The organism is Streptomyces sp. NPDC029122, from assembly GCF_055569445.1.
Genome location: NZ_JBVHWK010000031.1, coordinates 70,185 through 97,070 on the forward strand (window position 1 = coordinate 70,185; position 26,886 = coordinate 97,070).

At 74.0% G+C, this 26,886-nt stretch carries 24 protein-coding genes and 1 pseudogene; 12 read left to right on the plus strand and 13 right to left on the minus strand.

Annotation, left to right across the window (positions count from 1 at the left end; genetic code table 11):
* Position 1 precedes the first annotated feature (1 nt).
* The 3 genes from ACZ4WZ_RS28660 to ACZ4WZ_RS28670 are packed head-to-tail and all read right to left on the minus strand — an operon-like array spanning position 2 to position 3,039.
* On the minus strand, positions 2–1,897 hold the full coding sequence (locus ACZ4WZ_RS28660) for a WD40 repeat domain-containing serine/threonine protein kinase (protein ID WP_467894734.1): 1,896 nt from the start codon (positions 1,895–1,897) through the stop codon (positions 2–4).
* A gap of 42 nt (positions 1,898–1,939) precedes the next feature.
* Entirely contained in the window at positions 1,940–2,185 is a 246-nt protein-coding gene (locus ACZ4WZ_RS28665) for a DUF397 domain-containing protein (RefSeq protein ID WP_467894736.1), read from the minus strand.
* A complete protein-coding gene (locus ACZ4WZ_RS28670) occupies positions 2,182–3,039 on the minus strand; it encodes a helix-turn-helix domain-containing protein (protein ID WP_467894738.1) in 858 nt (285 codons plus the stop codon). The genes ACZ4WZ_RS28665 and ACZ4WZ_RS28670 overlap by 4 nt, the downstream gene beginning before the upstream one ends.
* A gap of 155 nt (positions 3,040–3,194) precedes the next feature.
* Between ACZ4WZ_RS28670 and ACZ4WZ_RS28675 the strand changes: the two genes are divergently transcribed.
* Positions 3,195–3,623, plus strand: coding sequence for an ATP-binding protein (locus ACZ4WZ_RS28675; RefSeq protein ID WP_467894740.1), 429 nt, complete (start codon positions 3,195–3,197; stop codon positions 3,621–3,623).
* On the opposite strand, the gene ACZ4WZ_RS28680 is transcribed toward ACZ4WZ_RS28675, so the two are convergent.
* Positions 3,595–3,906, minus strand: coding sequence for a hypothetical protein (locus tag ACZ4WZ_RS28680; RefSeq protein WP_467894742.1), 312 nt, complete (start codon positions 3,904–3,906; stop codon positions 3,595–3,597). The two genes, ACZ4WZ_RS28675 and ACZ4WZ_RS28680, sit on opposite strands and share 29 nt — an antisense overlap.
* Before the next feature lie 318 nt (positions 3,907–4,224).
* Between ACZ4WZ_RS28680 and ACZ4WZ_RS28685 the strand changes: the two genes are divergently transcribed.
* Positions 4,225–5,133, plus strand: a complete 909-nt coding sequence (locus tag ACZ4WZ_RS28685) for a helix-turn-helix domain-containing protein (RefSeq protein WP_467894744.1) — start codon at positions 4,225–4,227, stop codon at positions 5,131–5,133.
* A 28-nt stretch (positions 5,134–5,161) separates the two neighbouring features.
* Here the strand turns inward: ACZ4WZ_RS28685 and ACZ4WZ_RS28690 are convergent, their stop codons facing one another.
* Entirely contained in the window at positions 5,162–5,935 is a 774-nt protein-coding gene (locus tag ACZ4WZ_RS28690) for an SDR family oxidoreductase (RefSeq protein WP_467894746.1), read from the minus strand.
* Between the two features lie 86 nt (positions 5,936–6,021).
* Here ACZ4WZ_RS28690 and ACZ4WZ_RS28695 point away from each other — a divergent pair, with 86 nt between their 5' ends.
* Positions 6,022–6,636 carry a TetR/AcrR family transcriptional regulator gene (locus ACZ4WZ_RS28695; RefSeq protein WP_467894748.1) on the plus strand — a complete coding sequence of 205 codons (615 nt, stop codon included), beginning with the start codon at positions 6,022–6,024 and terminating at the stop codon, positions 6,634–6,636.
* Between the two features lie 101 nt (positions 6,637–6,737).
* The gene (locus ACZ4WZ_RS28700; RefSeq protein WP_467894750.1) at positions 6,738–7,172 is read left to right on the plus strand and encodes a VOC family protein; all 435 of its coding nucleotides are present in this window, start codon (positions 6,738–6,740) and stop codon (positions 7,170–7,172) included.
* Between the two features lie 49 nt (positions 7,173–7,221).
* Here ACZ4WZ_RS28700 and ACZ4WZ_RS28705 read toward each other — a convergent pair whose 3' ends face one another.
* Positions 7,222–8,139, minus strand: coding sequence for a DUF2199 domain-containing protein (locus tag ACZ4WZ_RS28705; RefSeq protein ID WP_467894752.1), 918 nt, complete (start codon positions 8,137–8,139; stop codon positions 7,222–7,224).
* 103 nt (positions 8,140–8,242) lie between these two features.
* On the opposite strand from ACZ4WZ_RS28705, the gene ACZ4WZ_RS28710 reads away from it, so the two are divergent.
* The 3 genes from ACZ4WZ_RS28710 to ACZ4WZ_RS28720 all read left to right on the plus strand — a co-directional run bounded on the left by ACZ4WZ_RS28710 (position 8,243) and on the right by ACZ4WZ_RS28720 (position 12,324).
* Positions 8,243–9,682 carry a hypothetical protein gene (locus ACZ4WZ_RS28710; protein ID WP_467894753.1) on the plus strand — a complete coding sequence of 480 codons (1,440 nt, stop codon included), beginning with the start codon at positions 8,243–8,245 and terminating at the stop codon, positions 9,680–9,682.
* Between the two features lie 107 nt (positions 9,683–9,789).
* Complete coding sequence (locus tag ACZ4WZ_RS28715) at positions 9,790–11,532, plus strand: DUF4153 domain-containing protein (RefSeq protein WP_467894755.1); 1,743 nt, start codon at positions 9,790–9,792, stop codon at positions 11,530–11,532.
* A gap of 87 nt (positions 11,533–11,619) precedes the next feature.
* Positions 11,620–12,324, plus strand: coding sequence for a PASTA domain-containing protein (locus ACZ4WZ_RS28720; protein ID WP_467894756.1), 705 nt, complete (start codon positions 11,620–11,622; stop codon positions 12,322–12,324).
* Positions 12,325–12,349: 25 nt separating this feature from the next.
* Here the strand turns inward: ACZ4WZ_RS28720 and ACZ4WZ_RS28725 are convergent, their stop codons facing one another.
* On the minus strand, positions 12,350–13,108 hold the full coding sequence (locus ACZ4WZ_RS28725) for an LppU/SCO3897 family protein (RefSeq protein ID WP_467894757.1): 759 nt from the start codon (positions 13,106–13,108) through the stop codon (positions 12,350–12,352).
* Between the two features lie 246 nt (positions 13,109–13,354).
* Between ACZ4WZ_RS28725 and ACZ4WZ_RS28730 the strand changes: the two genes are divergently transcribed.
* Positions 13,355–15,229 (plus strand): AMP-dependent synthetase/ligase, encoded by a 1,875-nt coding sequence (locus ACZ4WZ_RS28730; protein ID WP_467894758.1) that lies wholly within the window; start codon positions 13,355–13,357, stop codon positions 15,227–15,229.
* Between the two features lie 123 nt (positions 15,230–15,352).
* Positions 15,353–16,885 (plus strand): alpha/beta hydrolase, encoded by a 1,533-nt coding sequence (locus ACZ4WZ_RS28735; RefSeq protein ID WP_467894760.1) that lies wholly within the window; start codon positions 15,353–15,355, stop codon positions 16,883–16,885.
* 45 nt (positions 16,886–16,930) lie between these two features.
* On the opposite strand, the gene ACZ4WZ_RS28740 is transcribed toward ACZ4WZ_RS28735, so the two are convergent.
* Together ACZ4WZ_RS28740 and ACZ4WZ_RS28745 are read right to left on the minus strand one after the other, a co-directional pair.
* On the minus strand, positions 16,931–18,094 hold the full coding sequence (locus ACZ4WZ_RS28740; RefSeq protein WP_467894761.1) for a lipase family protein: 1,164 nt from the start codon (positions 18,092–18,094) through the stop codon (positions 16,931–16,933).
* 145 nt (positions 18,095–18,239) lie between these two features.
* Positions 18,240–19,250 (minus strand): AraC family transcriptional regulator, encoded by a 1,011-nt coding sequence (locus tag ACZ4WZ_RS28745; RefSeq protein ID WP_467894764.1) that lies wholly within the window; start codon positions 19,248–19,250, stop codon positions 18,240–18,242.
* 145 nt (positions 19,251–19,395) lie between these two features.
* Between ACZ4WZ_RS28745 and ACZ4WZ_RS28750 the strand changes: the two genes are divergently transcribed.
* Positions 19,396–21,180: an AMP-dependent synthetase/ligase gene (locus ACZ4WZ_RS28750; RefSeq protein ID WP_467894798.1), complete on the plus strand. Its 1,785-nt coding sequence runs from the start codon at positions 19,396–19,398 to the stop codon at positions 21,178–21,180.
* Here ACZ4WZ_RS28750 and ACZ4WZ_RS28755 read toward each other — a convergent pair.
* Positions 21,140–22,366, minus strand: a complete 1,227-nt coding sequence (locus ACZ4WZ_RS28755) for an aminotransferase-like domain-containing protein (RefSeq protein ID WP_467894766.1) — start codon at positions 22,364–22,366, stop codon at positions 21,140–21,142. The genes ACZ4WZ_RS28750 and ACZ4WZ_RS28755 overlap by 41 nt on opposite strands.
* A gap of 129 nt (positions 22,367–22,495) precedes the next feature.
* Here ACZ4WZ_RS28755 and ACZ4WZ_RS28760 point away from each other — a divergent pair, with 129 nt between their 5' ends.
* The gene (locus ACZ4WZ_RS28760; RefSeq protein WP_467894769.1) at positions 22,496–23,350 is read left to right on the plus strand and encodes a hypothetical protein; all 855 of its coding nucleotides are present in this window, start codon (positions 22,496–22,498) and stop codon (positions 23,348–23,350) included.
* Positions 23,351–23,468: 118 nt separating this feature from the next.
* On the opposite strand, the gene ACZ4WZ_RS28765 is transcribed toward ACZ4WZ_RS28760, so the two are convergent.
* From ACZ4WZ_RS28765 to ACZ4WZ_RS28775, 3 genes are all read right to left on the minus strand, one after another.
* Positions 23,469–23,681, minus strand: a complete 213-nt coding sequence (locus tag ACZ4WZ_RS28765; RefSeq protein ID WP_467894771.1) for a DUF397 domain-containing protein — start codon at positions 23,679–23,681, stop codon at positions 23,469–23,471.
* Positions 23,682–23,904: 223 nt separating this feature from the next.
* Complete coding sequence (locus tag ACZ4WZ_RS28770; protein ID WP_467894773.1) at positions 23,905–24,789, minus strand: helix-turn-helix domain-containing protein; 885 nt, start codon at positions 24,787–24,789, stop codon at positions 23,905–23,907.
* Between the two features lie 349 nt (positions 24,790–25,138).
* Positions 25,139–25,900 (minus strand): GOLPH3/VPS74 family protein, encoded by a 762-nt coding sequence (locus ACZ4WZ_RS28775; RefSeq protein WP_467894775.1) that lies wholly within the window; start codon positions 25,898–25,900, stop codon positions 25,139–25,141.
* Between the two features lie 185 nt (positions 25,901–26,085).
* Here ACZ4WZ_RS28775 and ACZ4WZ_RS28780 point away from each other — a divergent pair.
* A pseudogene (locus ACZ4WZ_RS28780) lies at positions 26,086–26,886 on the plus strand (hypothetical protein); the annotation flags it as partial.

Genomic DNA, 26,886 nt, shown 5'->3' on the forward strand with positions numbered 1-26,886 from the left:
GTCAGGGCAGTTTCCACACCCGGACGGTGGCGTCGTCGCTCCCGCTGGCGAGGGTGGTCCCGTTCGGGCTGAACCCGACCGAGCCCACGGCGGACGCGTGTCCGTTGAGGGTCGCCCGGTGGGCGCGGGTGGCGACGTCCCACAGCCGGACGGTACGGCCGCCGCCGCTGGCGAGCGTCCTGCCGTCCGGACTGAACACCACCGACCGGACGGTGCTGTTGTGGCCGCTGAGGGTGTCGGCGGCGCTGCCGGTGCGGGCGACCGGGTCCCAGAGGCGGATCGTGCCGTCGGCGCTGCCGCTGGCCAGGAGTCTGCCGTCGGGGCTGAAGGCCACCGAGGCCACGGGTTGGGAGTGACCGGTGAGGGTGGCGGTGGCTTTGCGGCTGGGGAGGTTCCAGAAACGGATCGTGCCGTCCTCGCTGCCGCTGGCGAGGGTCTTCGCGTCGGGGCTGAACGCGACCGATGTGACCGGCCGGCCGTGACCGGCGAGGGTCACGGCCGGCTCCAAGCGGTCCACGAAGTCCCAGAGCCGGATGGTGCCGTCCTCTCCCGCACTGGCCAAGGTGGTGCCGTCCACGCTGAACGCCACCGCCCGGACCGGGGCCGTGTGGCCGGTCAGGACGCCGGCTTCGGCGAGGCCGCCGACGTCGTAGAGGTGCAGGAGACGGTCGCTCCCGGCCACCAGGGTCGTGCCGTCGTTGCTGAAGGCCAGGCAGGCGACGGGCTTCTCGAAGTCGGGCAAGGGGTCGCTGCCCCGCCAGCCGAGGGCGTCCCACAACCGCAGGCTGCGGTCGCTGCCGCCACTGGCCAGGATCCTGTTGTCGGGGCTGAACGCCACGGCCCCCACGGGACCGGTGTGGCCGGTGAGGCTGCGCGTCAGCCGCACCCCGCCCGTGCCGGGCCCGCCCGCGTCCTCGCCGGTGCCGGTCAGCCGGAGCAGGGCGTACGTCCCGCCGCCCGCCCCCGCCAGCAGCCCGAGCCCGCCGAGCAGGACGCCCCGGCGGCCCGGCCGGGCCGCCGGGGGGCGCAGGCCCAAGGTGGGTACGTCGGGCACCCCGGCGGGGGCGGCCGTGCCCCTCAGCACCGCACGCAGCCGCTCGGCGACGGCCGGGGCGTCCGGCCGGTCGGCGGGCTCCTTGGCCAGCAGCGAGGCCGCCAGCTCCACGAGCGCGGGCGGCAGGTCCGCCCGTACGGAGCCCAGGGCCGGGGGCTCCTCCTCCAGGTGCATCCGCATCAGCACCCAGGCGTGGTCGGTGCCGGAGAACGGCGGCGCACCGGTCAGCAGCGCGTACAGCACGCACCCGAGGGCGTACACGTCGCAGCGACCGTCGACCTGCTCGCCCCGCCACTGCTCCGGGGCCATGTAGTGCGGCGTCCCGAACACCTTGCCGGTCGCGGTCAGCCCGCTCGTGGCGTCGGCGGTGCGGGCGATGCCGAAGTCGCAGATCTTGAGGCGGCCGTCGGTGAGGAGGAAGAGGTTCGCGGGCTTCAGATCCCGGTGCACCACCTTCTGCGCGTGCGCGGCGGCCAGCGCCTCGGCCGTCTGGAGGGCGAGATCGAGCGCCCGGGGCAGGGGGAGGCCGTCGCCGGGCGAGTCGGCCAGGAGGTGGGCGAGGTCCCGGCCGTCGAGCAGCTCCATCACGAGGAAGAGCCGGTCGTCGTGGCGGCCGATGTCGTGCACGACGGTGATGCCGGGATGCTGGAGCCGCGCCCCGATGGCCGCCTCGCGGCGGAAGCGGCCCAGCAGCTCCTCCGGCGCGTCGAAGGCCAGCAGCACCTTCACCGCCACGGCCCGGCCCAGCTCGACGTCGAAGGCCCGCCAGACCTCGCCGAAGCCGCCCTGCCCGAGCGGCACGTCCAGCCGGTACCGCCCGGCCAACTGCTCCCCCGGCTGCATCCCGCCCCCTGGGCCCCGTTCAGCTACTGCGCGTGCGAGGGGTCATTGTGCCGCAAGGAACCCCGCCCAGGCGGTGGCGCCGAAGGTGAGGTGGGGGAGGGCGGTGTCCTTGGAGTCGCGGACGTGGATGGCGGCGGGGGTGGTGGCCACCTCGACGCAGTCGTTGCCGTCACTGCTGTCGCTATAGCTGCTCTTGAACCAGTCGTGGGCCACCTCGACGCAGTCGTTGATGTCACCGCTGTCGCTGTAGCTGCTCTTGAACCAGTCCAGGTCGGCATTGTGGGTCATGTCTCTCCTAGCAGTTCCTCGATGAGGGCCAGCGACTTCCGGGGCGTGAGCGCCTGAGCTCGGATGATGCCATAGCGCAGTTCGAGGATTCGGAGCTGCTTGGGGTCGGAGACCGGTCGTCCATTGAACGCTCCCTCCGACCGTCCCACTGCCGAGCCGTCGGAGAACTTCAGCACCTGGATCCGTCCCGCCATGCCCGCGTGTTCCTCGACGTCCGTCGGCATGATCTGGAACTCGACGTTCGGCAACTGAGCTACCTCCAGCAGGCGTTCGAGCTGGCGCCGCAGGACCATTGTCCCTCCGATGGGGCGAGTTAGCGTGACCAGTTCTTGGACGAAGCTGAGCGCCGGAGCGGGGGACCGTTCGAAGATCGACTGGCGCCCCATTCGGGCGGCCAGCATCCGTTCCATCTCATCTGGCGTGTAGACGGGGCGCCAGGTGTTGAACAGGGCACGGGTGTACTCCGGTGTCTGAAGCAGCCCGTGAATGTTGTGATTGTTGTAGGTGTGGATCTCGACCGCCTGGGCTTCCAGCTTGGCCAGATCCCGAACTTTCTTCGGGTACCGGACCTGCTCCATGTCCGCCTTCATCGCGGCGATCTGGCCGCCCGCGCCCAGGACCTCGTCCGCCCTGTCCAGGTACTCCGAGCGCGGGATCCGCTTGCCCGACTCGACCTTGCGGACCAGGTCCTCCCCGTACCCGATCTCCACCCCGAAGGCGGCAGCCTTCATGCCCGCCTTCTCCCGCCAGGTCCGCAGCTGGCGGCCCAGCGCCGCCAGGACCGCCGCTCCCTGTTCGTCCTCGGGGTCGACCTCCCAGCCCGCGTCTTCCGTACCGTCGTTGTCCACCGTCATGCGTGCCCCACCTCCGACGCACCGAATTCCTCAACGCCCCCTGCCCAAGCGGCCGTCAGGACAGCCGGGACAGCGCCGGACAAGCGCGGGACAAACCCCGGACGCACCGGCGGTACCGCTTCTCACGGTAGCCACGGCGGCCCACGCTGGGTGATGTGACGACTCAAATCTGGTGCTCTGCACATCAGTTCGGTGTCCGACTGCCCGCCACGCCCCGGGGTGCCCGGCAGGCGCGGCAGCTCGTGGTGGAGAGGCTGCACGGATGGGGGCTGCCCACGGAGGATCCCGGGCTGATCGTGGCCGAGCTGGCGGCCAACGCCGTGACCCACGGGCGGGTGCCCGGGCGGGACTTCATGGTGGTGCTCAGCCTGGAGGGCGGGACCCTCCGGATCGCGGTGGCGGACACCTGCCGCGACCGGATCCCGGTTCTCCGGGAGGCGGACGTGAGCGCCGAGGGCGGGCGGGGTCTGGCCGTGGTGGAGGCGCTGGCCGACCGGTGGGGGGTGGAGCTGGGGCCGCCGCCGCGCAAGGCGGTGTGGGCGGAGGTGGATCTGCCTACAGGCGGCACGCCAGCAGGATCGTGACCGGAGCCGGGATCACCGCGATCCAGCCCGCCCAGCGTCCGGCGGCGGCCAGCGCGGGGCACCGGCGGAGCAGCCAGCCGGCGAGGGCGAGCAGCGGGGCGGCCGTCCAGGAGGCCAGCCAGAACACCTTGACGACCGCCACGGTCCCGGGGTGGTCCCGCTCGGCCATCCCGGCCAGGGCCCCGAAGAGGAACGCCACCGGGATCAGGGCCATGGCCAGGGCCGTGGCCCACGCCAGTGCCGTGCCGGACGCGGGGGAGCCGGGGGTCTGGGTCTCGTGCATGGGGTCCAGCCAAGCCGGTGCGGGGGCGGGGCGCCTGCGCCCGCGTACTCAGGATCCGTGGTCCGCGTACTCATCCGGGACGCGGGCCGGCGGGACCCGGCGACCCTCGACGTAACCACCTAAGTACCGAGGTAAATCCACCCAACCCCCCCTCCGACCCCCCGCTCACTCACTCGGGTGAACTCTGCCAACTCGGCTGGCTTTCGGGACGGTTGGCGGGCATATGCTCGCCGCACAACAACAGACATGAGACGGCCCCCGCCGGGACTGGCATCCCGGGCGAGGGCCTGACCAACTAGGAAGCACAAGACCTTCCCAATGGTGTTCAAGAAGCCTAACGCGCCTGCGCGCGCGGCGTCCCGGGTTCGCGCCGGGACCGTCCCATCGGGTGTCGTCCACGTCAACGTGCGGCACACCGATTCCTACGTCGTGGTGGGCAACCACCTCGCCCAGCACCGGACACTGTCGCTGGTGGCGATCGGGCTCGCGGTGTACATCCAGTCGCTGCCCGCCGGTACCAGGATCGGCATCAAGGAGCTCGCGGCGCGCTTCCCGGAGGGCGAGGTGCGGATCGCCGCCGCGCTGCGGGAGCTGGAAGCCGCCGGGTACCTGGAACGGACCGCCGTACGGACCCCCGAGGGCAGGCTCGTGACCCGGACCGTGTCCTACAACCAGCCGCGCGGCACCGTCCCGCCGCAGGACGACCCGCCGCCCCCGCCGCCGGCCGGACGGGCCCCCGCGCCGGAGCCGGAGCCGGAACCGGTGGCCGTGACGGCCGCCGATCCGGAGCCGGAACCCGCGCCCGCACCCGTACCGGAGCCGGAGCCCGCACCCGCCCCGCCCCCGGCGGCAGCGGCCCACCGGGACGCCGCCGACCTGCTCGCCCGGCTGCGCGATGACGACCCGCGGCTGCTGCTCTCCGAGCGCGACGTGGAGCGGCTCGCGCCCGACCTGGCCGCCTGGCTGGCACGGGGCGCCGAACCGCAGGCCGTACGCCTCGCCCTCACCGCGGACCTGCCCCCCGACCTGCGCAGCGCGGCGGCGCTCATCGCGTACCGGCTCAAGGCGGGGATCCCGCCGCACCTGCCGGTCGCACCCCCGCCCACCCTCCAGGCCGTCCGGCGGCCCGACCCGATGCAGAACTGCGACGGCTGCGACCGAGGCTTCCGCGCCCCCGCCCCCGGCCGGTGCCGCGACTGCCCCCCGGAGGCGGCCCTCGCCGCGTAGGGCGACGGTGCCGCCCGGGGGTGAAGGCTCACAGGCCGGAGCCCCCGGTGGCGTCGATCACCTTGCCGGTGACCCAGCGCGCGTCGTCCGAGGCGAGGAAGGCCACGACGTCGGCGACGTCTTCCGGGCGGCCGACCCGGCCCAGTGCGGCCAGGGAGGCCGCGTGGGCCTCGGCTTCCGGGTTGCCGCGCAGCCAGCCCGCGTTGACGTCCGTGTCGATGATCCCGGGCGCGACCGAGTTCGCCGTGATGCCCCGGGCGCCGAGCTCCTTGGCCAGGTTGAGGGTGAAGTTGTCCAGGGCGCTCTTGGTGGCGCCGTAGGCGATGGCCTCGGGCATGGCCAGGTGGGCCGCGCCGCTGGAGATGTTGATGATCCGGCCGCCGTCGCGCAGCCGCTTCAGCCCCTCCTGCACGATGAAGAACGGGGCGCGCACGTTCACGGCGAAGACCTCGTCGAAACCGTCCTCGGTCAGGGACGCCAGGTCGGCACTGCGCCCGATGCCGGCGTTGTTGACGACGATGTCGACGTCCCGCCCGGGTGCGTGCCGGGGGATCCGGGCGTCGAAGGCCGACCACAGGGCGACGGCGTCGCCGCGACGGCCCAGTGGCGCGTGGAGGGCGAAGGCGCGGCCGCCGTCCTTCCGGATGCGCTCGACGACGTCGTGCGCCGCGTTCTCGTCGCGGGCGTAGGTCAGGGCGACGACGGCGCCGTCCTGGGCGAGGCGCTCCGCCACGGCCCGCCCGATGCCCCGGCTGCCGCCCGTGACCAGCGCGGTCTTTCCTTCAAGTCGCCCCGTACCCATGCTGATCGGCCGCCTTTCATTTGTTGAGTGATCGACCAAGAATGAACGTAGCACGGTTTGTTGGTCGATCGCTCTAGAATCTGTGCATGACTGAGACGCCCAAGCGCGGCCGCCCGCGCACCTTCGACCGCGAAGTGGCGCTGACCGCCGCCACGCGCCTGTTCTGGGAGCGGGGCTACGAAGGCGTTTCCATCGGCGACCTGACCGAGGCGATGGGGATCCGCCCCGGGAGCCTGTACGCGGCCTTCGGCGACAAGAAGTCCCTGTTCGAGGAAGTGGTCGACGCCTACGGGCGGTCACCCGTCGGTGCCTTCGCGGGGGCGGCGCTCCGCGAGGAGCCGACCGCGCGGGAGGCGTTCGCGCGCATCCTGCGGGAGGCCGCGGCGATCTACCCGGACCCCTCGCACCCGGCCGGCTGCCTGGCCATCAGCGCCGCGACCAACGTCACCCCGCAGGACGCGGGGGTGCGGGCGTTCCTGCGCGACCTGCGGAAGAAGAACGTGGACGGTTTCGAGGCGCGGCTGCGGGAGGCGCAGCGGGCGGGAGAGCTGCCCGCCGAGGCCAGCCCGGCGGCCCTGGCCGACTACTTCGCCACCGTCCTCCAGGGCCTCTCGCAGCGGGCCCAGGACGGCGCCACCGCCTCCCAGCTGGCCGCGGTGGCCGAACTGGCCCTGACCGCCTGGCCGGCCGCGCGACGCTGACGGGTCCACCCGCCCCGACCGGCGTGCCCAACCAACCTGCCGCTGCAGAAAGCCTGTTGGGATGCGAGGATGTCGGCAGGTTCCGAACGGCGGGAGGCGGCATGGCCAAGGAATTCCAGGTGACGTACGACTGCGCCGACCCCGGCGCCCAGGCGGTGTTCTGGGCCGAGGCCCTGGGCTACCGCGTCCAGCCGCCCCCGGAGGGGTTCGCCGACTGGCCGGCCGCGCTGACGGCGTGGGGCGTGCCGCCCGAGCGGCACAACGACCGGTCCGCGATCACCGATCCGGAGGGGAAGGGGCCGCGGGTGTTCTTCCAGAAGGTCCCGGAGGGGAAGACGGTCAAGAACCGCATGCACCTGGACGTCCGCGCCGCCCCCGGCCTGACCGGCGCCGAGCGGATGGACGTGCTGGAGGTGGAGGCCACCAGGCTGGAGGGGCTGGGGGCGAAGCGGCTGTACCGGCTCGAACCCAACGGCGTGGACGAGGGGATGATCGCCATGGCCGACCCGGAGGGCAACGAATTCTGCCTGGACTGAGGGAGGGCGGGCGGCCGGCGGCTGACCCCCGGGCCGCCGGCCCGACGGGTCAGCCGTTCCCGCGGCGGGGCGGCGCGTAGTCGAGGGAGCGCCAGATCCCCTGGGCCCAGGCCAGGTCGGCGGCGTCCTCGTGGGTGCAGAAGACCCCGGCGGCGCTGCCGGAGGCGTGGACGGCGAAGCCGTAGAACTCGTGGCGCTCCCGGCCGTGGTCCCGCGGAGTCATCCAGAACGCGTACCGGACGCCGTCGGCCGTCGCCTCGCGGGCGCGCTGGGCGGGCCGGGTGTCGGGGGCGCCCGAGAGCAGGGCGGTCAGGAAGTCCTCGGGGGCGCGGCCGGGGACGTCGTCCCGCATCAGGTTGACGGCCGCGGTGCGGTGGGGACCGGTGTAGTGGTCCGCGCCGTCGGAGAAGGAGGCGGTGAGCCCGGCGGTGCGCAGCACCGACCAGTGGTCGCCCAGGTCGGTGCGCACGTCCACCGGGAGCGGGTACGGGAAGCGGCTGAGGACCTCGTCCCGGTCCCAGACGTCCGTCAGCACGCGGGCGGCCACGGGGTGGCGTACGGCGGTGAGGACGGGCAGTTCGTCCGGGTCGGCGACCTCGGCGGTGACCTCGGCGCCCAGCAGGTCGTCGCCCCACGGCTGGATCCGGTTGGCGTAGGTGCCCCGGAAGGAGAAGTCCGCGTAGCCGGGCTCCTCCCACAGCTCGTGGGCCCGCCGCAGGGTGGCGTCCTCCACCTCCACCCAGGTCCCGAGGACCAGCTCCGTGTCGTGGGTCAGCCGCACGGGCAGCAGGCAGCGTATGAAGGAGCCGACGCCGTCCACCCGGAGCAGGGCGCGCACGCCGAGCCGGTGGAGGGCCTCCTCCGGCAGGCCGAAGGCGGCGTCGGGCAGGTGGTAGCCGAAGTCGATGCGCCGCTCGTCGCAGAGGGCGTCGCCGCAGCAGGAGCAGGCGGGAAGGTGCGTCGTCACCCGGGCACCCTACGGGGGGACGGCTTCCGGCCGGGTGGCGGCCCGGCGCGGGGTGGAGCAGCCCCGGGTGCGCGGGCCGGGCGCAGCGCCGAGGCTGGGGGGCATGAGTACGCGCAGGGTGGTGGTGGAGGCGCCGGACGCGCGTGGTCTGCGCGCGGTCACCGTCGACGGAGGGCCGGCCGGGAGCGCCTGGTCCCCGGGTGATCTGCGCAGGCAGCTCCGCCGTGCGGGGCTGCCGCCCGGCCTGGACCTGTCGGACCGGGCCCGCGTGACCTGGCGCGGGGCGGACGCCGCCACCTGGCCGGACCGCGCGGGCCGCCGACGCGCCACCATGGCCGTGCTGGCCGCGGGGCTGCTCGTGTCGGCACTGCTGCTGGCCCGGGTCGGGATGGTGGACGCGCTGGGGGCCCTGACCTTCTCGGGGCGGCTGGCGGGGATGCTCTTCGTGCTCGCGGGAGCCGTGCAGGCCGTCGCGGCGGCCGCGGTGTTCGACTTCTGGGGGAAGCGGGCGCTGACGTACTCGGGCGCGGTGGTGCTGGTGGGCGTACTCGTCACGGCGGCGACCGAGGCCCTGCTGCTGACGGTGTGGTTCCAGGAGCGGGAGTGGACTCCGTACCTGCCGGTGTTCCTCGCGCTGTCGGCGTGGGCGCTGTGGGCGCTGTGGACGGTCGGGCGCGAGCGGACCTGGAAGGGGATCTCGCATCCGAAGAGCTTCACCGCCGGTGTGGTGGCGACCGCGGTGCTCGCGTCGGTGAACTTCGTCCACTCGGCGGTGTACCAGCCCGCCGCGGCGCTCTTCCACTTCGAGGTGGAGGCGAAGTTCGGGACCCCGAGGAAGGATCCGAGGCGTCCCGTCGTCCACCTCCCGGTGAAGCTCCGCGTCACGAACGACGGGGCCGTTCCGGGGTACGTCGTCAGCAGCCTCTACTGGGTGTGGGGGCGGGAGGCGGCGTTCGACGCGGCGAAGACCCGGATGGACCGGGACCAGTGGCGGGCGGACATGGAGGCCGAAGTCGAAACGCAGCTCTACCTGCGGCCGACGGCGCTCACGCTCGTCAACGCCGGCCCGGTCGTCCAAGGGCACGGCGCATGGATCGCGCCGGGCACGGACTACACCTCGGAGCGGGTGATCCAGATCCCCGCGGACGAGGAGTACGACGCCGTCATGACCCGTATGTCGATCACCTTCATGAGGGGTGACCGGGGGGTGCTCGACAGCGGCTACTACCGCTCGATCGTCTCGTGGAAGGAGAAGCCGGGCAGGTACTTCGACTGCCCCGAGCCGTGCAGCGACCACGTCATCCACCACGGGCGGGTGCGCCACAACAACAACGTCGTCAATGTGACGCGCAGGCCCCGCTACCTCACGGCGATCCGGTGGATGAACGGGACGGAGAGCGGGCACTCGTCTGTGATCTCCCCGCTGGGTGCCCGGGGCCGGCTGTCGGCCGAGTACGAGAACAACGACAGGTACGGCATCACCCAGTACGACTCCGGCCTCATGATGCTCCCCTACGCCGAACTCCTGGCGGCCCGTTCCTGAGGTGCGGCGCGCGGATTGTCACGGTCCTGCCACAACGGTGAGTTGAATGTGTTCAAAACCTGGTGGTGCGGGCCTACGCTGGCCGCTCCGCAACAGGGGAGGGACCGATGTCCGAGAACGCCGAGAACGCCGGGCAGGCGGGAGCGGGAGGGCCCGCCCAGGCTCCGCAGACCGCGCGAGGGCCGGTCCCGCCGACCGGGGCAACCGCCGCGCAGGCTCCGCCCCCGCCGGCCGCGCCGCTGCCGCCGCCGCCCATGGCTCCCGGCCGGCCCGGGCACGACCCGGCCGCGTGGCACGCCTGGCAGATGCAGCAGTACCAGCTGCGCCAGCAGCAGGCCCGGGAGGAGGCCGCCGCGCGGGCGGCCAACTCGATGTGGCGGCGGATCCGGCCCGCCGAGGCCGCCCCGATCGACACGGCCACCCTGGTCGCCGTGCTCGTGGCCGGGCTCACCACCGCCGTCGTCCTCGGGGACGGCATGGGCCCCGGGCTGCTGCTCGCCGCGCTGCCCGCCATGGCGGCCGCGTACGCCTCCGCCCGCGCGGCCGGGCGCAAGGCCCGCCCCTGGAGCCTGCTGTGGGCCGCCGGCTGCGTGGCGCTGCTGGTGGTTCCGGCGCTGCGGGACTCCGCCTGGCCGTCCACGCTGGCGATCCTCGCCGCCGTACTGCTCGCCGCGCTGGCCCTGCACGGAGCCGGCCGGTGGCCCGGCGTACTGCTCGCCCCGCTCGGGTTCCTCGACAGCGCGGTCACCGGCGTCGGCTGGGCCTGGGCGGGCGTGCGGGCGCGCGGCGGCGGTGCGCGCCGCGGGCGCTGGCTGCCGGTGCTGAAGGCGGCCCTGGTGGCGGTGGCCCTGCTGCTCGTCTTCGGGACGCTGTTCGCCTCCGCCGACGCGGCCTTCGCGGACCTGCTCGGCGGGCTGGTCCCCGAGGTGTCGGTCGGGGACGGCCCGCTGCGGTTCCTGCTCTTCCTGACCGGCACGGTCCTCGCGCTCGCAGCCGCCCGCACGGCGGCGGCCCCGCACCGCTGGGACCGGGTCGAGTCCCGCCGGGGGAAGGCCCGTTCGCGGGTGGAGTGGAGCCTGCCGCTGATCGTGCTGAACCTGCTCTTCGCTGGGTTCAACGCGGTACAGCTGGCCGTGCTGTTCGGCGGCTACGACAAGGTGCTGGAGAGCACGGACCTCACGTACGCCGAGTACGCGCGCCAGGGTTTCTGGCAGCTGCTCTGGGCCACCGTGTTCGTGCTCGGGGTGATCGCGCTCGCGCTGCGCTGGGCACCGCGCGGCGGGGCGGGCGACCGGCGCCTGGTCCGCTCGGTGCTGGGGACGCTGTGCCTGCTGACGCTGGTGGTGGTCGCGTCGGCGGTGCGCCGGATGGACCTGTACGTGGACGCGTACGGGCTGACCAGGCTGCGGCTGTCCGTCGTCACCATGGAACTGTGGCTGGGCCTGGTGCTCGTGCTGCTGATGGCGGCCGGGGCGGTCGGCGGGCGGTGGCTGGCCCGCGCGGTGGTCGGCAGCGCGGCCGCGACCGTACTGGCCTTCGGGCTGCTCTCGCCGGACGGGATCATCGCGGAGAGCAACGTGGCCCGGTACGAACAGGACGGCAGGCTCGACCTGAACTACCTCCGCGACCTGTCGGCGGACGCGGCCCCCGCCCTGGACCGGCTGCCCGAACCGCAGCGCTCCTGCGCCCTGACCGCGATCCGCGACGAGCTCAAGCGCGCCGGCGACGCCCCCTGGTACGCCACGAGCCTCGGCGAGTACAGGGCCCGCGAGATCCTGCGCGAACGGCCGGTGACGACCACCTACCGGGAGTGCAGGGTGGTCGGGGTGTACAGCGGCCGCAACCCGTGACCGGATGACGGGACTTCGGGGTGAACTGGACGTGGACATGCCATGATGGCGGCCGGTTTCGCCCACCCGCCCCAGGAGTACCCCGTCGTGCGGACATCCCGGTTCCTCGCCCCCGTCGCCGTCCTCGGCGTCCTCGCCCTCACCGGCTGCGGGGGCGGTGCGCAGGCCGACGCGAAGGCGACCCCGGCCGCCGCCTCCCTGCCGCCTGCCACCGCGACGCCCACGCCGTCGGCGACCACGGCCGCGCCGGATCCGGTCATGCCCGGCCTGACCGGCCTGACCGTGCGGGACGCGCGCCAGGAACTGGCGGCGCTGGGCGCGGCGAAGGGGCGGATCGAGGGCACCGCCCTGCACAAGGACGTCACCCTCCCCCGGGACCACGACGGCTGGTACGTCTGCGAGACCGGCCCGGCGAGCGGTGCGCCGCTCCGGGCGGGCACCACGGTGACCCTCAGGCTGGCGGAGAAGTCCGGCGACTGCTCCGTCGGCTTCCACGGGTACCTGGACGAGAAGAACGACCCGGCGTACACCCCGCCCAGGACCGCCGCCCCCACGCCGGAGCCGGAGCCGGCGCCCGCGAAGACCAAGCCCGCGGCGGGCGGCAGCGGCGGCGGGTCGATGACCACCTGCCCCGACGGCAAGAGCGGCTACGCCTGCACCTCCAACGGTCACCCGGTGGTGGACGGCCAGTTCTGCCCGAACGCCGACCGCGGCCGCACCGCCCGCGCCACCAACGGCACGACGGTCACCTGCTCCTACGACCCCAGCATCAAGCCGTACCGCTGGCAGTAGGCACCCGGACGGCCGGGGAAGCCGGTCAGGCGCGGGAGTAGGAGCCGATGCCGACCAGGCAGTACACGTACTCGTTGATGACGCTGCCGTTGATCGTGTACTGGTACGAGAAGCCGTACTCGGTACGCGGGTTCTCGTCGCAGCGGCTCATGTCGCTGGTGCCGGGGAAGCGCTGGATGACCCGGTAGTGGGCGTCGGGGGCCGAGCAGGAGACCTCGTCGACGTTGTTGACGGACTGGGCGACGGTGGAGTCCGGGAGCTGGCCGTTGAGGCAGGTGCCCGTCTCGAAGGGGCGGGGGGCCCGCGTGGTCGGGGTGGGGGCCGGCTCGGAGGTCTCCTCGTCGGCCGACGGGGTGGAGGCGGGCGGGCGGTACGTCGGCGGGCGGTAGGTCGGTGCGGTGTACGTCGGCCAGGGGTCCGGGGTGTGCGTGGGGGTGGCCGTCGGGGCCGAGGAGGCCGTGTGGGCGGAGTCGTCGTCGCTGCTCGCGAGGGAGACGCCGACGATCAGCGCCGCCGCGGCCCCGAGCAGCACCAGCCACCCGACGGCACCGCCCTTCCGCGCCGGGGCGGGCGGGGGCGCGGCCGGCGGCGGCGCCGGCGGCCCGGACACCCGTATGCGCAGCAGGACTTCGGCCCCGCCGACGCTGGCCCGGACGAGGTCGCCGTTGCGGGCCGGGGGTATGCGCAGCCGCTGGGGGCCGTCCGGCAGGGGGACCGAGACGAGGACGCCTCCGGCGGCCTGGGCGGGGGTGAGCGTCAACTCGATTTCCTGGGACGGCGGCACGGCAGCTCCTCGGGGTGGGGGGCGGACCCTCCGCGATTGTGCCCCTTCGCCTCCCGGGGACGCAGGCGTTCCGGGATGCGGGGCGGTTCCGGGGCCGGTGGTCTGCGGGTTGGCGTGTGCGCGCCTCGGGGGCATCCCGTCGACGTGGTGTGGAGCCGGCGGGGAGATGGCGTACGAGGGGTGTTCGCGGGAGGCGGCCGTGCGTAGATTACCGGCGGTAACACCGCGCCGACCGAGGAGAACGCCGTGCACGCAGCCGCGCCGAAGCCCGTCGAGCCCGTCGAGCCCGTCAAGACGATCGTGGGCGGGGTGGTGCGGGAGGTGGCCGTGCCGGCGCTCGTCGGGCCGGCGACGAGCGGGTCCCTCGGGGACATACCGTTCCAGAACGCCCGTGAGGCCCCCCGCGAGGCCGTGCTCGCCCGCAAGGAACCCGACGGCACCTGGCGCGACGTCACCGCCGCCGAGTTCGCGCGCGAGGTCCTCGCCGTCGCCAAGGGGCTGATCGCCGAGGGGCTCGCCGAGGGCGACCGGCTCGCCATCATGGCCCGGACCACCTACGAGTGGACCCTGCTCGACTTCGCCGGATGGGCCGCCGGGCTGGTCACCGTACCCATCTACCCGACCTCATCCGCCCTCCAGGCCCGCTGGATCATCCACGACTCCGGGGCCGTGGCCTGCGCCGTCGAGGACACCGTCCAGGCCCGGCTCATCAGCGCCGAGCGCGCCCACCTCCCCGGACTCGCGCACCTGTGGGAGTTCGACACCGGCGCGCTGGCCCGGCTCGTCAAGGCCGGGGAGCACCTGCCCGACGCGATCGTGCACGCGCGCAGGGCCGCCCGTACCCCCGAATCCGTCGCCACGCTCGTCTACACCTCCGGCACCACCGGCCGGCCCAAGGGCTGCGTGCTGACCCACGGCAACTTCCACGCCGAGGTCGACAACGCCGTGGAGCTGCTGCACCCCGTCTTCCGGTCCGTCAGCAGGGACCCGGCCTCCACGCTGCTCTTCCTGCCGCTCTCGCACGTCTTCGGGCGGATGGTCGCCGTCGGCTGCCTGCGCGCCCGCGTGAAGCTGGGGCACGCGCCGAGCATCAGCACCGACGAACTCCTCGCCGACCTCGCCGGCTTCCGGCCGACCTTCCTGCTCGCCATCCCCTACGTCCTGGAGAAGGTCTACAACACCGCCCGCGCCACCGCCGAGAGGATGGGCCGCGCCTCCTCCTTCGACCGGGCCGCCCGCATCGCCCAGCGGTACGGGGAAGCCGCGGAGGGCAACCCGCCCGGGATGGGCCTGCGGGCCGCCCGGGCCCTGTACGACCCGCTCGTCTACCGGCGGATCCGGGCCGCCCTCGGCGGCCGGGTGCGCTACGTCCTCAGCGGCGGCTCACCCCTCGGGCGGCGCCTCGCCGCCTTCTACACCGGCGCCGGGATCGACGTCTTCGAGGGCTACGGCCTGACGGAGACGACCGCGGCCTCGACCGTCACCCCGCCCCAGCGCCCCCGGCTCGGCACCGTCGGCTGGCCCCTGCCCGGGACGGCGGTGCGCATCGCCGACGACGGGGAGGTGCTGCTGCGCGGCCGGCACGTCTTCGCCGGGTACTGGAACGTCGCCGCCCACCAGCCCGGGCAGTGGCTGGCCACCGGGGACATCGGCGAGCTGGACGCCGACGGGTACCTGACCATCACCGGCCGGAAGAAGGACCTCATCATCACCTCCGGCGGCAAGAACGTCGCCCCCGCGCCCCTGGAGGACTGGCTGCGCGCCCACCCCCTGGTCGGCCAGTGCCTGGTGATCGGCGACAACCGCCCCTACGTCGCCGCCCTCATCACCCTGGAGCCCGACGGGCTCGCCCACTGGCGGCAGATGCGCAAGAAGCAGGGAGTGCCCCTGCGCGAGCTGGTCACCGACGCGGAGCTGCTGGCGGAGCTCCAGCGGGCCGTCGACGAGGCGAACAAGCTGGTCTCGCGGGCCGAGTCCATCCGCCGCTTCACCGTCCTGCCGACGGAGTTCACCGAGGAACGCGGCCACCTCACGCCCTCGCTGAAGCTCAGGCGCGCCGCCATCGCCCGCGACTACGGGAGCGAGATCGACGCCCTGTACCGGGCGCCCCGCACCGCCTGAGCCGGCGCCCCGCACCGCCTGACAGGGTGCCCCGGGGGGCGGGCCTTCCGGGGGGCGGGGGCGGCGCGGCCCGCTTATGGTGGGCTGGGCCGACCGGTCCGGGGGGCGACCCGAGGAGGGCGCATGCCCCGTCACCGCCTCCGCCCCCGCACCGCCGCCGGCGCGGCCTGCGCACTGGTCCTGGCCGCCTCCCTCGCGGCCGCCCCCGGACCGCCCCAAGACCCCGCCCGCAGCCCCGCGCCCGCCGCCGGACCGCGCATACGGTGGGGGGACTGCCCCCTCGAACGCGTCCCCGCGGCGATGCGGTGCGCGGAGGTCACCGTCCCCCTCGACCACACCGACCCCGCCAAGGGCACCACCCGGGTGGCGGTGGCCCGCATCCCCGCCACCGCGCCCGGCCGCAGACCCCTCGGCTCCCTGCTGCTGAACTTCGGCGGCCCCGGCGGCCCCGGGATCGCCTCCCTGGCCGCCGACCCCGAGCTCTTCGCACGACTGGGCCAGCGCTACGACCTCGTCACCTTCGACCCCCGCGGCGTCGGCCTGAGCTCCCCCGTCTCCTGCGGCGGCTCCCAGGAGACCGGCGACGAGGTGCCGGGCGACGCCGCCTCCCAGCTGGCCGCCCTGCGCGCCGTGGCCGAGCGGTGCGCGCTGCACTCCGGGCCCGTGCTCCCGTACGTCGGCACCGTCAACGTCTCCCGCGACCTGGACCGCGTCCGCCAGGCCCTCGGCGACAAGAAGCTCAACTACCTCGGCTTCTCCTACGGCACCCGGCTCGGCGCCGTCTACGCCGCGCAGTTCCCGAAGAAGACCGGCCGGATGGTCCTCGACGGGGTCGACACCCTCACCGAACCGCTCCCCGAGCAGGCCCTGGTCTCCGCGCGCGGCCAGCAGCGGGCCCTGGACCACTTCCTCGTCTGGTGCGCCCACCGGCGCGACTGCGTCTACGGCAGCAACACCCGCACCGCCCGGGAGAAGGTCGAGGCCCTGGTCGAACGGCTCGACCAGCACCCGCTGGTCGGGGAGGACGGCTCGCACTTCACCGGGCAGGACGCGGTGGGCGCCATCGCGGCCGCCCTGTACTCCAAGAGCCGGTGGCCCGACCTCGCCGAGGCCCTCGCCCGCGTGGAGCGCGACCGCGACCCCGTCGCCCTGATGGAACTGGGCGGCCCCGCCGAGACACCGCCCGACGACGGCCCCACCCGGATCCCCGACGACAACGCCTCGGCCGCGCTCACCGCCGTGAACTGCGCCGACGACCCCGACCGGAGCAACGACAAGGCCACCCCCGAGGCCATCGCGAAGGAGATCGGCGACCTCCGGGCCGACTTCCAGCGGACCTCGCCGATCTTCGGGCCGGGCCAGCTGATGACCGTACTGTCCTGCTACGGCCGCCCCGCCGGCACCGACTTCATCCGCCGGATCGACCGCCCCGGCGCGCCCCGCATGCTCCTCGTCGGCACGCGCGGGGACCCGGCGACCCCGTACGAGTGGACCGAGGAGACGGCCCGCCGGCTCGGTTCGGCGGTGGTGATCGACCACAGGGGCGACGGGCACACCGGCTACGCCGCCTCGCCCTGCGTCCGCGAGTACGTCGACGACTTCCTCACCCGCGGGAAGCTGCCGGGCGGGACGCGCTCCTGCCCCGCCGGGGAGTGAACCGGCGGGGCGGGCACGGCGGGGCGGTCCGGTAGCCGGGGAGGCTCAGCAGTCGGGCCGGGTGGCCCGGCCCGCGAAACGGTCCGCCAGCCAGTCCCCGACGGCCGGGGAGTGGGTGATGACCCCGCTGACGTGCTCACCGAGCACGATGGTGTCGAACTGGACGTCCGCGCCCCGCGCGCACCACTCGGAGCGCAGCCGCCGCCCCACCGCGTACGGGATCAGCTCGTCGCCCAGCGCGTGGTACTGGAGCACGGGCGCGGCCGGGGCCGTACCGCCCAGCCGGCTCTGGTTCAGGCGGGCCCGCCAGTCGGGCTGCGCGAGCGGGTCGCGGGTGGTCAGATCGGAGATCCGCTTGAAGGAGCCGGCGATCGCGTCGACCGCCACGCAGTGCTCCTTCATCCCGGCCACCAGCGCCCGGCCCGCCGGGTTGAGGTACGAGTCGAGCCGCAGCTCCGGGAAGGCCGCGTCCTGGCCCGCCGCCGCCATGAAGATCAGCCCGGAGCCGAAGGAGCCGTCGTTGAATGCGGCCACCTCCAGCAGGTCGGCGGGGACACCGCCCGTCGCCGTTCCCCTGACCTTCAGCTCCGGCGCGTACGAACCGTGCAGCTCGGCGGCCCAGCTGCTGGCCTGGCCGCCCTGGGAGTAGCCCATGATGCCGACGGGGGTGTCCGCCGTCAGCCCGGTCCCGGGCAGCCGGATCGCGGCGCGCGCGGCGTCGAGCATGGCGTGGCCGGCCGAGGGCCCCACCGTGTAGGTGTGGACGCCCGGGGTGCCGAGGCCCTCGTAGTCGGTGACGACCACGGCCCAGCCGCGCCGGGTGTACTGCTGGATCAGGTTGGCCTCCATGGAGGTGCCGTACGGGAGGTTGTTGCCCGGCGCGCAGGAGTCGCCCATGCCCACCGTCCCGACGGCGTACGTGATCAGGGGGCGCGGGCCGGTGCGGCCGTCCTGGGGGACGATGACGGTGCCCGAGACCACGTTCGGGGCGCCGTCGGCGGTGGTCGAGCGGTAGTGCACCTTCCAGGCCCTGGTGCCGGTCGGCTGGCCGGGCAGCGGGTGGAAGGCGGACGGGGCGCTGCTGACGATGTCGCCGGGGCGGCCGGTGGCCTCGCCGTCGGCGGCGGTGGCGGCGGTGGGGGTCACGGCCGGGAAGGCCAGGGCGGTCAGTGCGGCCGCGGCGGCCAGGGCGGTGCTGCGCAAACGCATGGGCGGAACTCCCAACGTGCGTGAGGGTGGGGGCAGGTGAGGCGAAGGTAGTGACCGACCGGTCGGCATGTCGCTGACCGGACAGCTCACCTTTCCTGACCGCGCGTCCCACCCCGGGACCGGCACGCCCCGCCGCGCCGCCTCGTTACCCGCCCGAGGAGATCCGGTACGCCCCCGGAGTCGTCCCCGTCCAGCGGCGGAACGCGCGGTGGAAGGCGGTGTCCTCCGAGAAGCCCAGCCGGGCCGCGAGTTCCGCGATCGGCTCCCCGCTCTCGGCCAGCCCCGCGATCGCCGCGTCCCGCCGCACCTGGTCCTTGAGCTGCTGGAAGGAGGTCCCCTCCTGCCGGAGCCGGCGCCGCAGCGTCGCCGGGGAGACCGCCAGGCACGCCGCCACCTCCCCGAGCTCCGGCAGCCGGGGCGCGCCCCGCAGCCGCCGCGTCAGGGTCCGGCGTACCTGCTCGGCGACCGTGGTCCCGTACTCCGGGCGCGACAGCAGGTCGAAGGGGGCCCGGCGCAGCATCGCGTCGAGCGCGGCCTCGTCCCGCACCAGCGGCGCGGTCAGCCATCGCGCGTCGAAGACGGCCTCGGTCCGCCCGGCCCCGAAGCGCACCGGGCAGTCGAAGAGGGCGTCGTACTCGTCCCGGTGCGGCGGCGGGGGATAGGCGAAGGCGGCGTGGACCAGCGGGATCCGCCGTCCGACGAGCCAGCTGCTGAGCCGGTGCCAGATCACGAGCACGCACTCGGTGAGGAAGCGCTCCTCGTCCCCGTCGAAATCGTTGCGCACGCCGAACCGCGCCCGCCCGCCCGCCGTCTCCAGCACCAGCTCCGGCCCGCCGGGGAACAGCCCGTAGAACACGGCCGCCCGCTCCACGGCCGCACCCAGGTCACGGCAGCCCAGGCAGGCGTGGCACATCATCGCGAAGGTGCCCGGCCGGCTCGGGACGGCCGACAGCCCGAGGAACTCGTCCTGCGTCGTCCGGTACAGGGCCCGGAAGAGACGCGCGAACTGCGCGGGCGTGATCCGCGCCCGGTCGTCACCCAGCAGCAGCGGCGGGATCTGCGCCTCCTGGAGCAACGGCACCAGGTCGCAGCCGGCGCGCCGCGCCCCCGCGAGCACGGCGCGCACGTGGTGCACGGTGACCGTCCGCCTCCCCATGGCTCCGAAGGTAGCCCCAATGAGCGCTGCGGTCAGCGGGGGTGACGCTTCCGGTCATGCCGGGCGGGCCCGGGACGGGCCCACCATCGGGGGTCACCTACCCCCGGGAGGGCATGCGATGGACGGTCGGCCGAGCACGCTGGCGGTGTTGACCCAGTGGACCGAGGAGAGGTACGGGCAGCACCCGGCGCTCCGCTTCCGCACGCCGGACGGCACCTGGCGGACCCGCAGCCACGCGCAACTCGCCGCGGCCGTACGGGAGACCGGGCGCACCCTCCTCGGCCTCGGCGTCGGGGCCGGCGAGCGGGTGGCGGTACTCGCCGAGACCCGGCCCGAGTGGACGTACACGCACCTCGGCATCCTCGCGGCGGGCGCGGTCCTGGTGCCCGTGTACCCGACGGCGGGGGAGGAGGAGCTGGCCTGGGTGCTGTCCGACTCCGAGGCGGTGGTGGCCGTCTGCGAGGACGCCGCCCAGGCCGCCCGGGTGGAGGCGCTGCGGCCGGAACTGCCCGCGCTGCGGGCGGTCGTACGCATGGACGAGGAGATCCCGGTCAGGGCCCCGCAGGCCGAACTCGCGGCCCGCGCCGCCTCGGTCACCCCCGACGGGGACGCCGCGATCGTCTACACCTCGGGCACCACGGGCCCGCCCAAGGGCTGCCGGCTCACGCACGGCAACCTCGGGGCCGTCCAGGACGCCACCCTCCCGCTGCTCCCGGGCGGGCCGGGCTCCTCGACGTACCTGTACCTGCCGCTGGCGCACCTGCTGGCGCAGCTGATCCAGTTCACCACCCTGCTGGAGGGCGGGGAGCTGTGCTACTTCGGGGGCCGGGTGGAGGACGTCGTCGCCGAGCTGGCCGAGGCGCGGCCCACGCATCTGCCGTCGGTGCCCCGGCTGTTCGAGAAGGTCCACGCGATGGTGCTCGGGCTGGCGGAGGCGCGCGAGGGCGGCCGGGAGCGCTTCGAGGAGGCGGTCCGGCTGGGCGTCCTGGCGGCGGACGGCGCCCTGCCGGAGGAACAGCGTCCGGCGTGGGAGGCGGCGGAGGAGTCCCTCTACGGCCCGGTCCGGGCGGCCTTCGGGGGCCGGCTCACCTGGGCCCTGACCGGCGGCGCCCCGATCGCCCCCGCCACCCTGGACTTCCTGCGCGCCTGCGGGATCCGGGTGTTCGAGGGCTACGGGATGACCGAGTCCGCCGGGGTGATCAGCCTCAACCACCCGGACGCCGTCCGGTACGGCACGGTGGGCCGGCCGGTGGCGGGCTGCGAGGTGCGGATCGCCCCGGACGGGGAGGTGCTCGCCCGGGGCCCGATGGTCTTCCCCGGCTACCACGCCAACCCCCGGGCCACGGCCGAGGCCCTCGACGCGGACGGCTGGCTGCACACCGGGGACCTGGGCGCCCTGGACGGCGACGGCTTCCTGACCATCACCGGCCGCAAGAAGGAGCTGATCATCACCTCGGCCGGCAAGAACATCACCCCGACCGAGGTGGAGTTCGCCGTGCGGGCCGCCTCCCGCTTCGTCTCCCGCGCGGTCCTGATCGGCGACCGGCGCCCCCACCCGGTGGCCCTGATCACCCTGGACACCGAGGAGGTCACCGCCTGGGCGGCCCGCGAGGCCCTCGACCTCGGCCCGGTCCCGGCCGCCCACCCGGCGGTACGGGAGCTGGTGGCCGCGGCCGTCGCCGCCGCCAACGCCACCGTCTCCCGCCCGGCCCGCATCCGCGCCTTCCGCGTCCTGGACGAGGAGCTCTCGGTCGGCGCCGGCACCCTCACCCCGACCCTGAAACCCCGCCGCGCCGAGGTGGCCCGGCGCTACGCCGCCGAGATCGAGGAGCTGTACGCCGGGGAAGCGCCCGGCGGGACCTTGACGGCAGGGACCTTGGCGGCAGGGCCTACGACAGGGCGAGCCGGAGCCGGTCCAGGCCCTCGGTGATCTCCCGCGGGGTGTGCGTGGTGAAGGACAGCCGCAGCGTGCGCGGATCCGGGGTGCTCGTGAAGAAGGGGGCGCCGGGGACGTACGCCACGTCGTGCTCGACCGCGGACTTCATCAGGGCCCCCGCGTCCCAGCCCTCGGGGAGGCGCGCCCACACGAACATGCCGCCCTCGGGGCGGTTCCACTCCGAGCCCGCCGGGAGCGCCCCGCCGAGTCCCGCCAGCAGGGCGTCGCGCCGGGCCCGGTAGGCGTCCCGGACCCGGGCGACGTGGGCGTCGAGGTCGTGGGCGCCGAGGTAGTGGGCGGCGGCCAGCTGGTCCACCGTCGAGGTGTGCAGGTCCGCCGCCTGCTTGGCGACCACCGCCGCACGGCGCAGGGCGGCGGGCGCGCGCAGCCAGCCCAGGCGCAGCCCCGGGGCCATGACCTTGGAGAAGCTGCCGAGCAGGGCGGTGCGGTCCTCGGCGCCCGGGTGGGCGGCGATCCAGGGCTCGTGGGCACCCTCGTAGCGGAGCTCGCCGTACGGGTCGTCCTCCACCAGCCACAGCCCGAGCCGGGCCGCGATCCGGGCCACCTCCGCCCGGCGGTCCCCGGGCAGGGTGCGCCCGGTCGGGTTCTGGAAGGTGGGGATGGTGTAGAGCAGCTTCGGCCGCTCCCGGGCGGTGATCTCGGCGAGGGCGTCGGGGAGCAGGCCCTGCCCGTCGCAGGGCACGGGTATGACCCGGGCGCCGGCCAGGCCGAAGCACTGCAGGGCCGCCAGGTAGGTGGGGTTCTCGACCAGTACCGTGTCGCCGGGCTCCAGGAGGGTGGCGGCGAGGAGGGTCAGCGCCTGCTGGGAGCCGGTGGTGACCAGCACGTCCTGCGCGGAGGTGGGCAGGCCCCGGACGGCGGCCCGGGCGGCGACGGCCGCGCGCAGTTCGGGGGCGCCCTCGGTGGTGGAGTACTGGAGGGCCCGGGCGGCTCCGGGGCCGGTCAGGACGGTGTCGTACGCCGCCCTCAGGCCCTCGGTGTCGAAGAGCTCGGGCGCGGGCAGGCCCCCGGCGAAGGAGATCACCCCTGGGCGTTCGGTGAGCGCGAGGATCTCGCGTAGGGGCGAACCGCCCACGGCGGCCGCGCGGGCGGCGAAGCCGGGCGGAGCGGCGGCGGGCGGAGCGTCGGGCGGGACGGCGGCTGCGGTGCTCGGGCGCATGGGGGCGGCTCCTTCGGTCGCGGGTGGCCGCAGCCTAACGCCGGAAGGTGCAGGGAGCAGCTACCTTTCCGAGGGGTGAACACCCGTAGCGGTCTCCACAACTGACGTGGCATCAGATAAACCGGTGGCATGACGAGAGACGAACGGGAACGAGAGGACACCCGGGCCGGGGACTACGCGGAGCTCGCGGCCGTCGGCCCGTACGGGGTCCGCCCCGGCCACGCCCTGATCACCATGGTGGAACCGCACCCGGGCCACGAGTACGCGTACAACCGCTGGTACGAGGACGACCACTACTACGCCGGCGCCATGGCCATGCCCTGGATGTACGCCGGCCGCCGCTGGGTGGCCACCCGCGACCTCCAGGAGCTGCGGTACCCCGAGAAGTCGGCCGTCGCCCAGCCCGTCACCACCGGCTGCTACCTCTCGACGTACTGGGTGACCGAGGGCCGCTACGACGAGCACATGAAGTGGACCGTCGGCATCAACAAGCGGCTGAACCGCGACGGGCGCGTCTACCAGGACCGCACCCACGTCTTCACGGCCTTCCAGGACCACGAGGCCACCGTCTACCGCGACGGCGCCGCCGGCCCCCGGGACTTCCACGCCCTCGACCACCCGTACGCCGGGCTCGTCCTCCAGGTCGTCGACACCGACGGGCCCGGACGGCGGGAGGAACTGCGCGAGTGGCTGCGTTCCCGGGCCCTGCCGCGGCGGCTCCACGGCTCACCCGCGGCGATGGTCACGCTCTTCCGGCCGACACCGCTGCCCGGCGACCGGATGGCGTACGTCAAGCAGGTCGAGGGGGTCGGCACCCGGCTCACGCTGCTGTGGTTCCTGGAGGCCGACCCGCGCACCTGCTGGGACCGCTTCCGGGGGCTGGACGCGGAGGTCGCGGAGTCGGGGCTGGGCCGGGTGGAGCTGGTGGCGCCGTTCGTCCCGACCATGCCGGGGACCGACCGGTACGTCGACCAGCTGCGCTGAGGCGGCCACCGGTGGCCGGGACGGCGAGGCGCCGGGCACGGCCGAGCCCCCTCGGCCAGGACGGCGGGCCGGTCGAGAGGGCTCCGTACGGGGTGTTCGGTGTGGGGGGTGGAGACGTTCAGGCGAGGCGCCCGGGTCCGTCGCCGACCACACCGGTGACGAAGGAGGTCCAGGAACCCGGCGCGAAGGTGAGGGACGGACCGTCCTGCACCTTCGAGTCGCGGACGGCGACGGCGTGGGTGACGGGCGACTTGACCTCGACGCAGGCGCCGTTCCCGCCGGAGTAGGAGGACTTGGTCCAGTTTTCCGTAGCGCCCTGACGAATAGCCATGTTTCTTCTCCGGTTCAGCGAGTAGTTCCGGTTGCGTGCCGACCGGGGATTTCCCCGGCCGACGTGATCGACGCTACCGGCAGCTCTCGATGGCCGAAGGAGGCATTCACTCGACCGGGTGGCATATTCCATTCAGGCCTTCTGTGGCCGGGGAGCGACGGTGTACCGTGCTGGCCCCCCTCACCACTTCCGTCCGCTTCCTGCCGCTCTGCGGAGTTCGCGTTCAGTTCGCCTTGCCCGCGTACTGCTCGATGATCTCGGAGATGAACCGCCTGGTCTGGTCGACGTTGAGGGCCTGGGCCCGCAGGTGCTCGTACATCACGCTGTATTTCTGAACGTCGTTGGCCTTCTCCAGGTACAAATCGCTCGTGACGCCCTCGATGTAGACGACCGTCGAGTCAGAGGCGTCCGGGAATTCCAGAATCGCGTACTGACCGTTCACCCCCGGATGGGCGCCCATCGTGAAGGGCATCACCTGCACCGTGATGTACGGCTGCTGGGACTGCTCTATCAAGTACTCCAGCTGCCGGACCATCAACTGCGGATCGCCCACGTGCCGGCGCAGCGCCGCCTCGTCGATCACCGCCCACAGGCGCAGCGGCCCCACGTCGGGATTGTTGTTCTCCGTCTCGGACAGCCGTTTCTGGCGGTGCATGCGCACCTGGACGCGCTTCTCCACATCGGCGGGGGCCGTCTCCGGCAGCGCGCCGCGGATCAGCGCCTGGGCGTACTCGGGCGTCTGGAGCAGGCCGGGGACCATCTGCGGCTCGTAGGTGCGCAGGCTGGCCGCGTCCGTCTCCAGGCCGATGTACACGCTGTACGGGATGTCCCCGAAGGCGTGCCACCAGCCCTGCTGGCGGGAGTCCTTCGCCATCTGCATGAGGGAGTCCACCAGGCGGGGGTCCTCGACCTCGTAGACCTCGCACAGGTCGCGGACGTCGCGCTGGCTGATGGACCGGCGGCCGTTCTCCAGACGGCTGATCTTGGACTGGGAGACGAGGAGGCGCTCGGCGACCTGCTCGGCCGTCATGCCCTTGTCCTCGCGGAGCTTGCGCAACTCCATGCCCAGTCGGCGGCGTCGGACGGTGGGATTGACATTGGACGCCACGTGGACGGCACCTCCGCCTTCTTCTGTCGCTGTCTCGCTGAGTGTCTGGTGTTCAGCAGACTGCCACCGAAGGGTGCGACGGCGCTGGGGAACGCGGGAAAGCGGCACGCGGGGTGGCGAAGCCGTCTCGTCGGCCTCGCCACCCCGCGCGGGCGGCTCCGGGGCCGGGTCTTGGGGGACCTCCGGCCGCGGTGTCGGTGGATCGGTGGATCGGTGGATCTGAGCCCCGCTGGCGGTTCAAGGGGTGTCGCGGGTGGTGCGGGTGGTGCGGGTGGTTCCGTCGTGCGGGTGTGCGGTCGTGCGGGCGGTGCGGTCGTACGGGTCCCGCCGGTGGCCGTGCTCGCCGTGCTCAGTGCGCGGCGACGCGGGCCATCGCCCCCGTCCGGCGCGGCTGCAGCGGAACACCGCCGGTCGCCGTGGCCCGGACGGCCGGCTGCGGCTGCGCCTGCGCCTGCGGCTGTACGGCGCGGTCGCGGCGCGGCTGTGCGGCCACACCGTTCTGGACGTCCATCACGGCGTGCGCGACGAGACCGCCCATCGGGTCGTGCCGGATCAGGTCCCGCAGCCGGGACCTGGACGACCGCCCCTCGTTGCCGGGGTACAGGTGCTTGCCGAGTCCGACCGCGTGGGCCAGTGCGGCGAGCGCCGCGGTCCGCGGGTCCGGCGGTACGCCGGTGCGGATCGCACTGTCGAGCCGGGTACGGATCTCCCGGCTGATCGCCGTGTCGGTCGCCTGGTAGCGAGTCGTCGGCAGCACCCCGCACATCTGTCCCGCGACGGCATGGACCATGCCGCAGCGCTCCAGGTGCGCGAGGTAAATCTGGCGGAGCCCCAGCCGGGGTCCGCCGATCCAGTGGACGGCCCGTACCGGGCTGCCGCGCCTGCGCAGCAGTTCCAGTGCGGAGTCCAGAGTCGGATCTCCTGTCGGCCGTGGCATCACCACGGCGATACGATCCCCGTCAGGGGCTATCCGTCCTGCCAGAGCCAGCTCCACTAGCTGTGCCCCGGCCAGGCCGAGGTCGAGCGACTGCGGCTGCGCCGTGGTACCCGTGGCCGGGTCCAAAGCGAGCAGCAGAAGCTCCTCCGGAATTGTTCTGCGGCTCCTGCCCATCCATGCCTCCCCGCGTGGATGAGTGACAGGGTGACGCCTCTCACATTCATCTGTCGAGAGCGCCTGGACGCTTTGGGCGGGAACCAGTAGCTATGTCGTTCTCGTCTAGCGGTTGGGCGATGCCCCCTAGACGGGACACTGTTAGACGGTTCGGACAGTGACCGGACAGCGATCGAGGAGGAACGGTGGCGGGCGAGTCCCCCGACAAGTCGGTAGATGAAGGAGCGTCCGGGGAGCAGGACCCGAGGCTGTCGGTCTTCCAGCCGCGAGACCCGCTGAAGGGTCCGGCCGCGACGGCCGGGGCCGCCGAGGCCGGGCCGGACGGACAGGTGCAGGACGCGGGCGCGGAGACCGAAGCCGCCGCCCCCTCGCGGCCGTCCCCGGGACGGGTGGACCCGAAGACCCCGGTGGCGGGCGCGGTCCGTCAGACCCCGTCCGGTGAGCCGGATTCCGCGGAGGCGGAGGCGGGTGACGCCGACGCGGGCGCCGACGCGGGCCCGGATGCCGGGGAGTCGGCGGACGAGTCCCGTTCCGGGTCCGTGAAGCCGCGTTCCGCTTCCGCTTCGGATTCCGCTCCGGATTCCGCTCCGGCTCCGGCGGAGGCCGGTCCGCGTGCCGAGAAGCCGTCGGATGGGACCGGTTCCGGGTCCGCCGAGCCGGCCGGGCCGGAGGCGGAGAAGCCGTCCCCGGACCCGCGTACGGCCGCCCCCGACAGCGAGCGCACCGCCGTTTTCCGTGCGGTGAAGCCGGGTTCCGCTTCGGCGGGTGCCGAGAAGGACGTGAAGCCGGCCGGGAAGCCGTCCGGGGACGTGCGTACCACCGCGTTCGGTGTGGTGAAGCCGGACGCCGGTGCGGAGGGTGCCGATGACGGTGAGGACGCCGACGCCGAGCGCACCGCCGTTTTCCGTGCGGTGAAGCCGGGTTCCGCTTCGGCGGGTGCCGAGAAGGACGTGAAGCCGGCCGGGAAGCCGTCCGGGGACGCGTAC

What these genes read in the sequence shown, in the direction of transcription:
- ACZ4WZ_RS28660 (WP_467894734.1), bottom strand. Translation starts at nt 1,897, where the DNA reads ATGCAGCCGGGGGAGCAGTTGGCCGGGCGGTACCGGCTGGACGTGCCG.
- ACZ4WZ_RS28665 (WP_467894736.1), bottom strand. Translation starts at nt 2,185, where the DNA reads ATGACCCACAATGCCGACCTGGACTGGTTCAAGAGCAGCTACAGCGAC.
- ACZ4WZ_RS28670 (WP_467894738.1), bottom strand. Translation starts at nt 3,039, where the DNA reads ATGACGGTGGACAACGACGGTACGGAAGACGCGGGCTGGGAGGTCGAC.
- ACZ4WZ_RS28680 (WP_467894742.1), bottom strand. Translation starts at nt 3,906, where the DNA reads ATGCACGAGACCCAGACCCCCGGCTCCCCCGCGTCCGGCACGGCACTG.
- ACZ4WZ_RS28685 (WP_467894744.1), top strand. Translation starts at nt 4,225, where the DNA reads ATGGTGTTCAAGAAGCCTAACGCGCCTGCGCGCGCGGCGTCCCGGGTT.
- ACZ4WZ_RS28690 (WP_467894746.1), bottom strand. Translation starts at nt 5,935, where the DNA reads ATGGGTACGGGGCGACTTGAAGGAAAGACCGCGCTGGTCACGGGCGGC.
- ACZ4WZ_RS28695 (WP_467894748.1), top strand. Translation starts at nt 6,022, where the DNA reads ATGACTGAGACGCCCAAGCGCGGCCGCCCGCGCACCTTCGACCGCGAA.
- ACZ4WZ_RS28700 (WP_467894750.1), top strand. Translation starts at nt 6,738, where the DNA reads ATGGCCAAGGAATTCCAGGTGACGTACGACTGCGCCGACCCCGGCGCC.
- ACZ4WZ_RS28710 (WP_467894753.1), top strand. Translation starts at nt 8,243, where the DNA reads ATGAGTACGCGCAGGGTGGTGGTGGAGGCGCCGGACGCGCGTGGTCTG.
- ACZ4WZ_RS28715 (WP_467894755.1), top strand. Translation starts at nt 9,790, where the DNA reads ATGTCCGAGAACGCCGAGAACGCCGGGCAGGCGGGAGCGGGAGGGCCC.
- ACZ4WZ_RS28735 (WP_467894760.1), top strand. Translation starts at nt 15,353, where the DNA reads ATGCCCCGTCACCGCCTCCGCCCCCGCACCGCCGCCGGCGCGGCCTGC.
- ACZ4WZ_RS28740 (WP_467894761.1), bottom strand. Translation starts at nt 18,094, where the DNA reads ATGCGTTTGCGCAGCACCGCCCTGGCCGCCGCGGCCGCACTGACCGCC.
- ACZ4WZ_RS28745 (WP_467894764.1), bottom strand. Translation starts at nt 19,250, where the DNA reads ATGGGGAGGCGGACGGTCACCGTGCACCACGTGCGCGCCGTGCTCGCG.
- ACZ4WZ_RS28755 (WP_467894766.1), bottom strand. Translation starts at nt 22,366, where the DNA reads ATGCGCCCGAGCACCGCAGCCGCCGTCCCGCCCGACGCTCCGCCCGCC.
- ACZ4WZ_RS28760 (WP_467894769.1), top strand. Translation starts at nt 22,496, where the DNA reads ATGACGAGAGACGAACGGGAACGAGAGGACACCCGGGCCGGGGACTAC.
- ACZ4WZ_RS28765 (WP_467894771.1), bottom strand. Translation starts at nt 23,681, where the DNA reads ATGGCTATTCGTCAGGGCGCTACGGAAAACTGGACCAAGTCCTCCTAC.
- ACZ4WZ_RS28775 (WP_467894775.1), bottom strand. Translation starts at nt 25,900, where the DNA reads ATGGGCAGGAGCCGCAGAACAATTCCGGAGGAGCTTCTGCTGCTCGCT.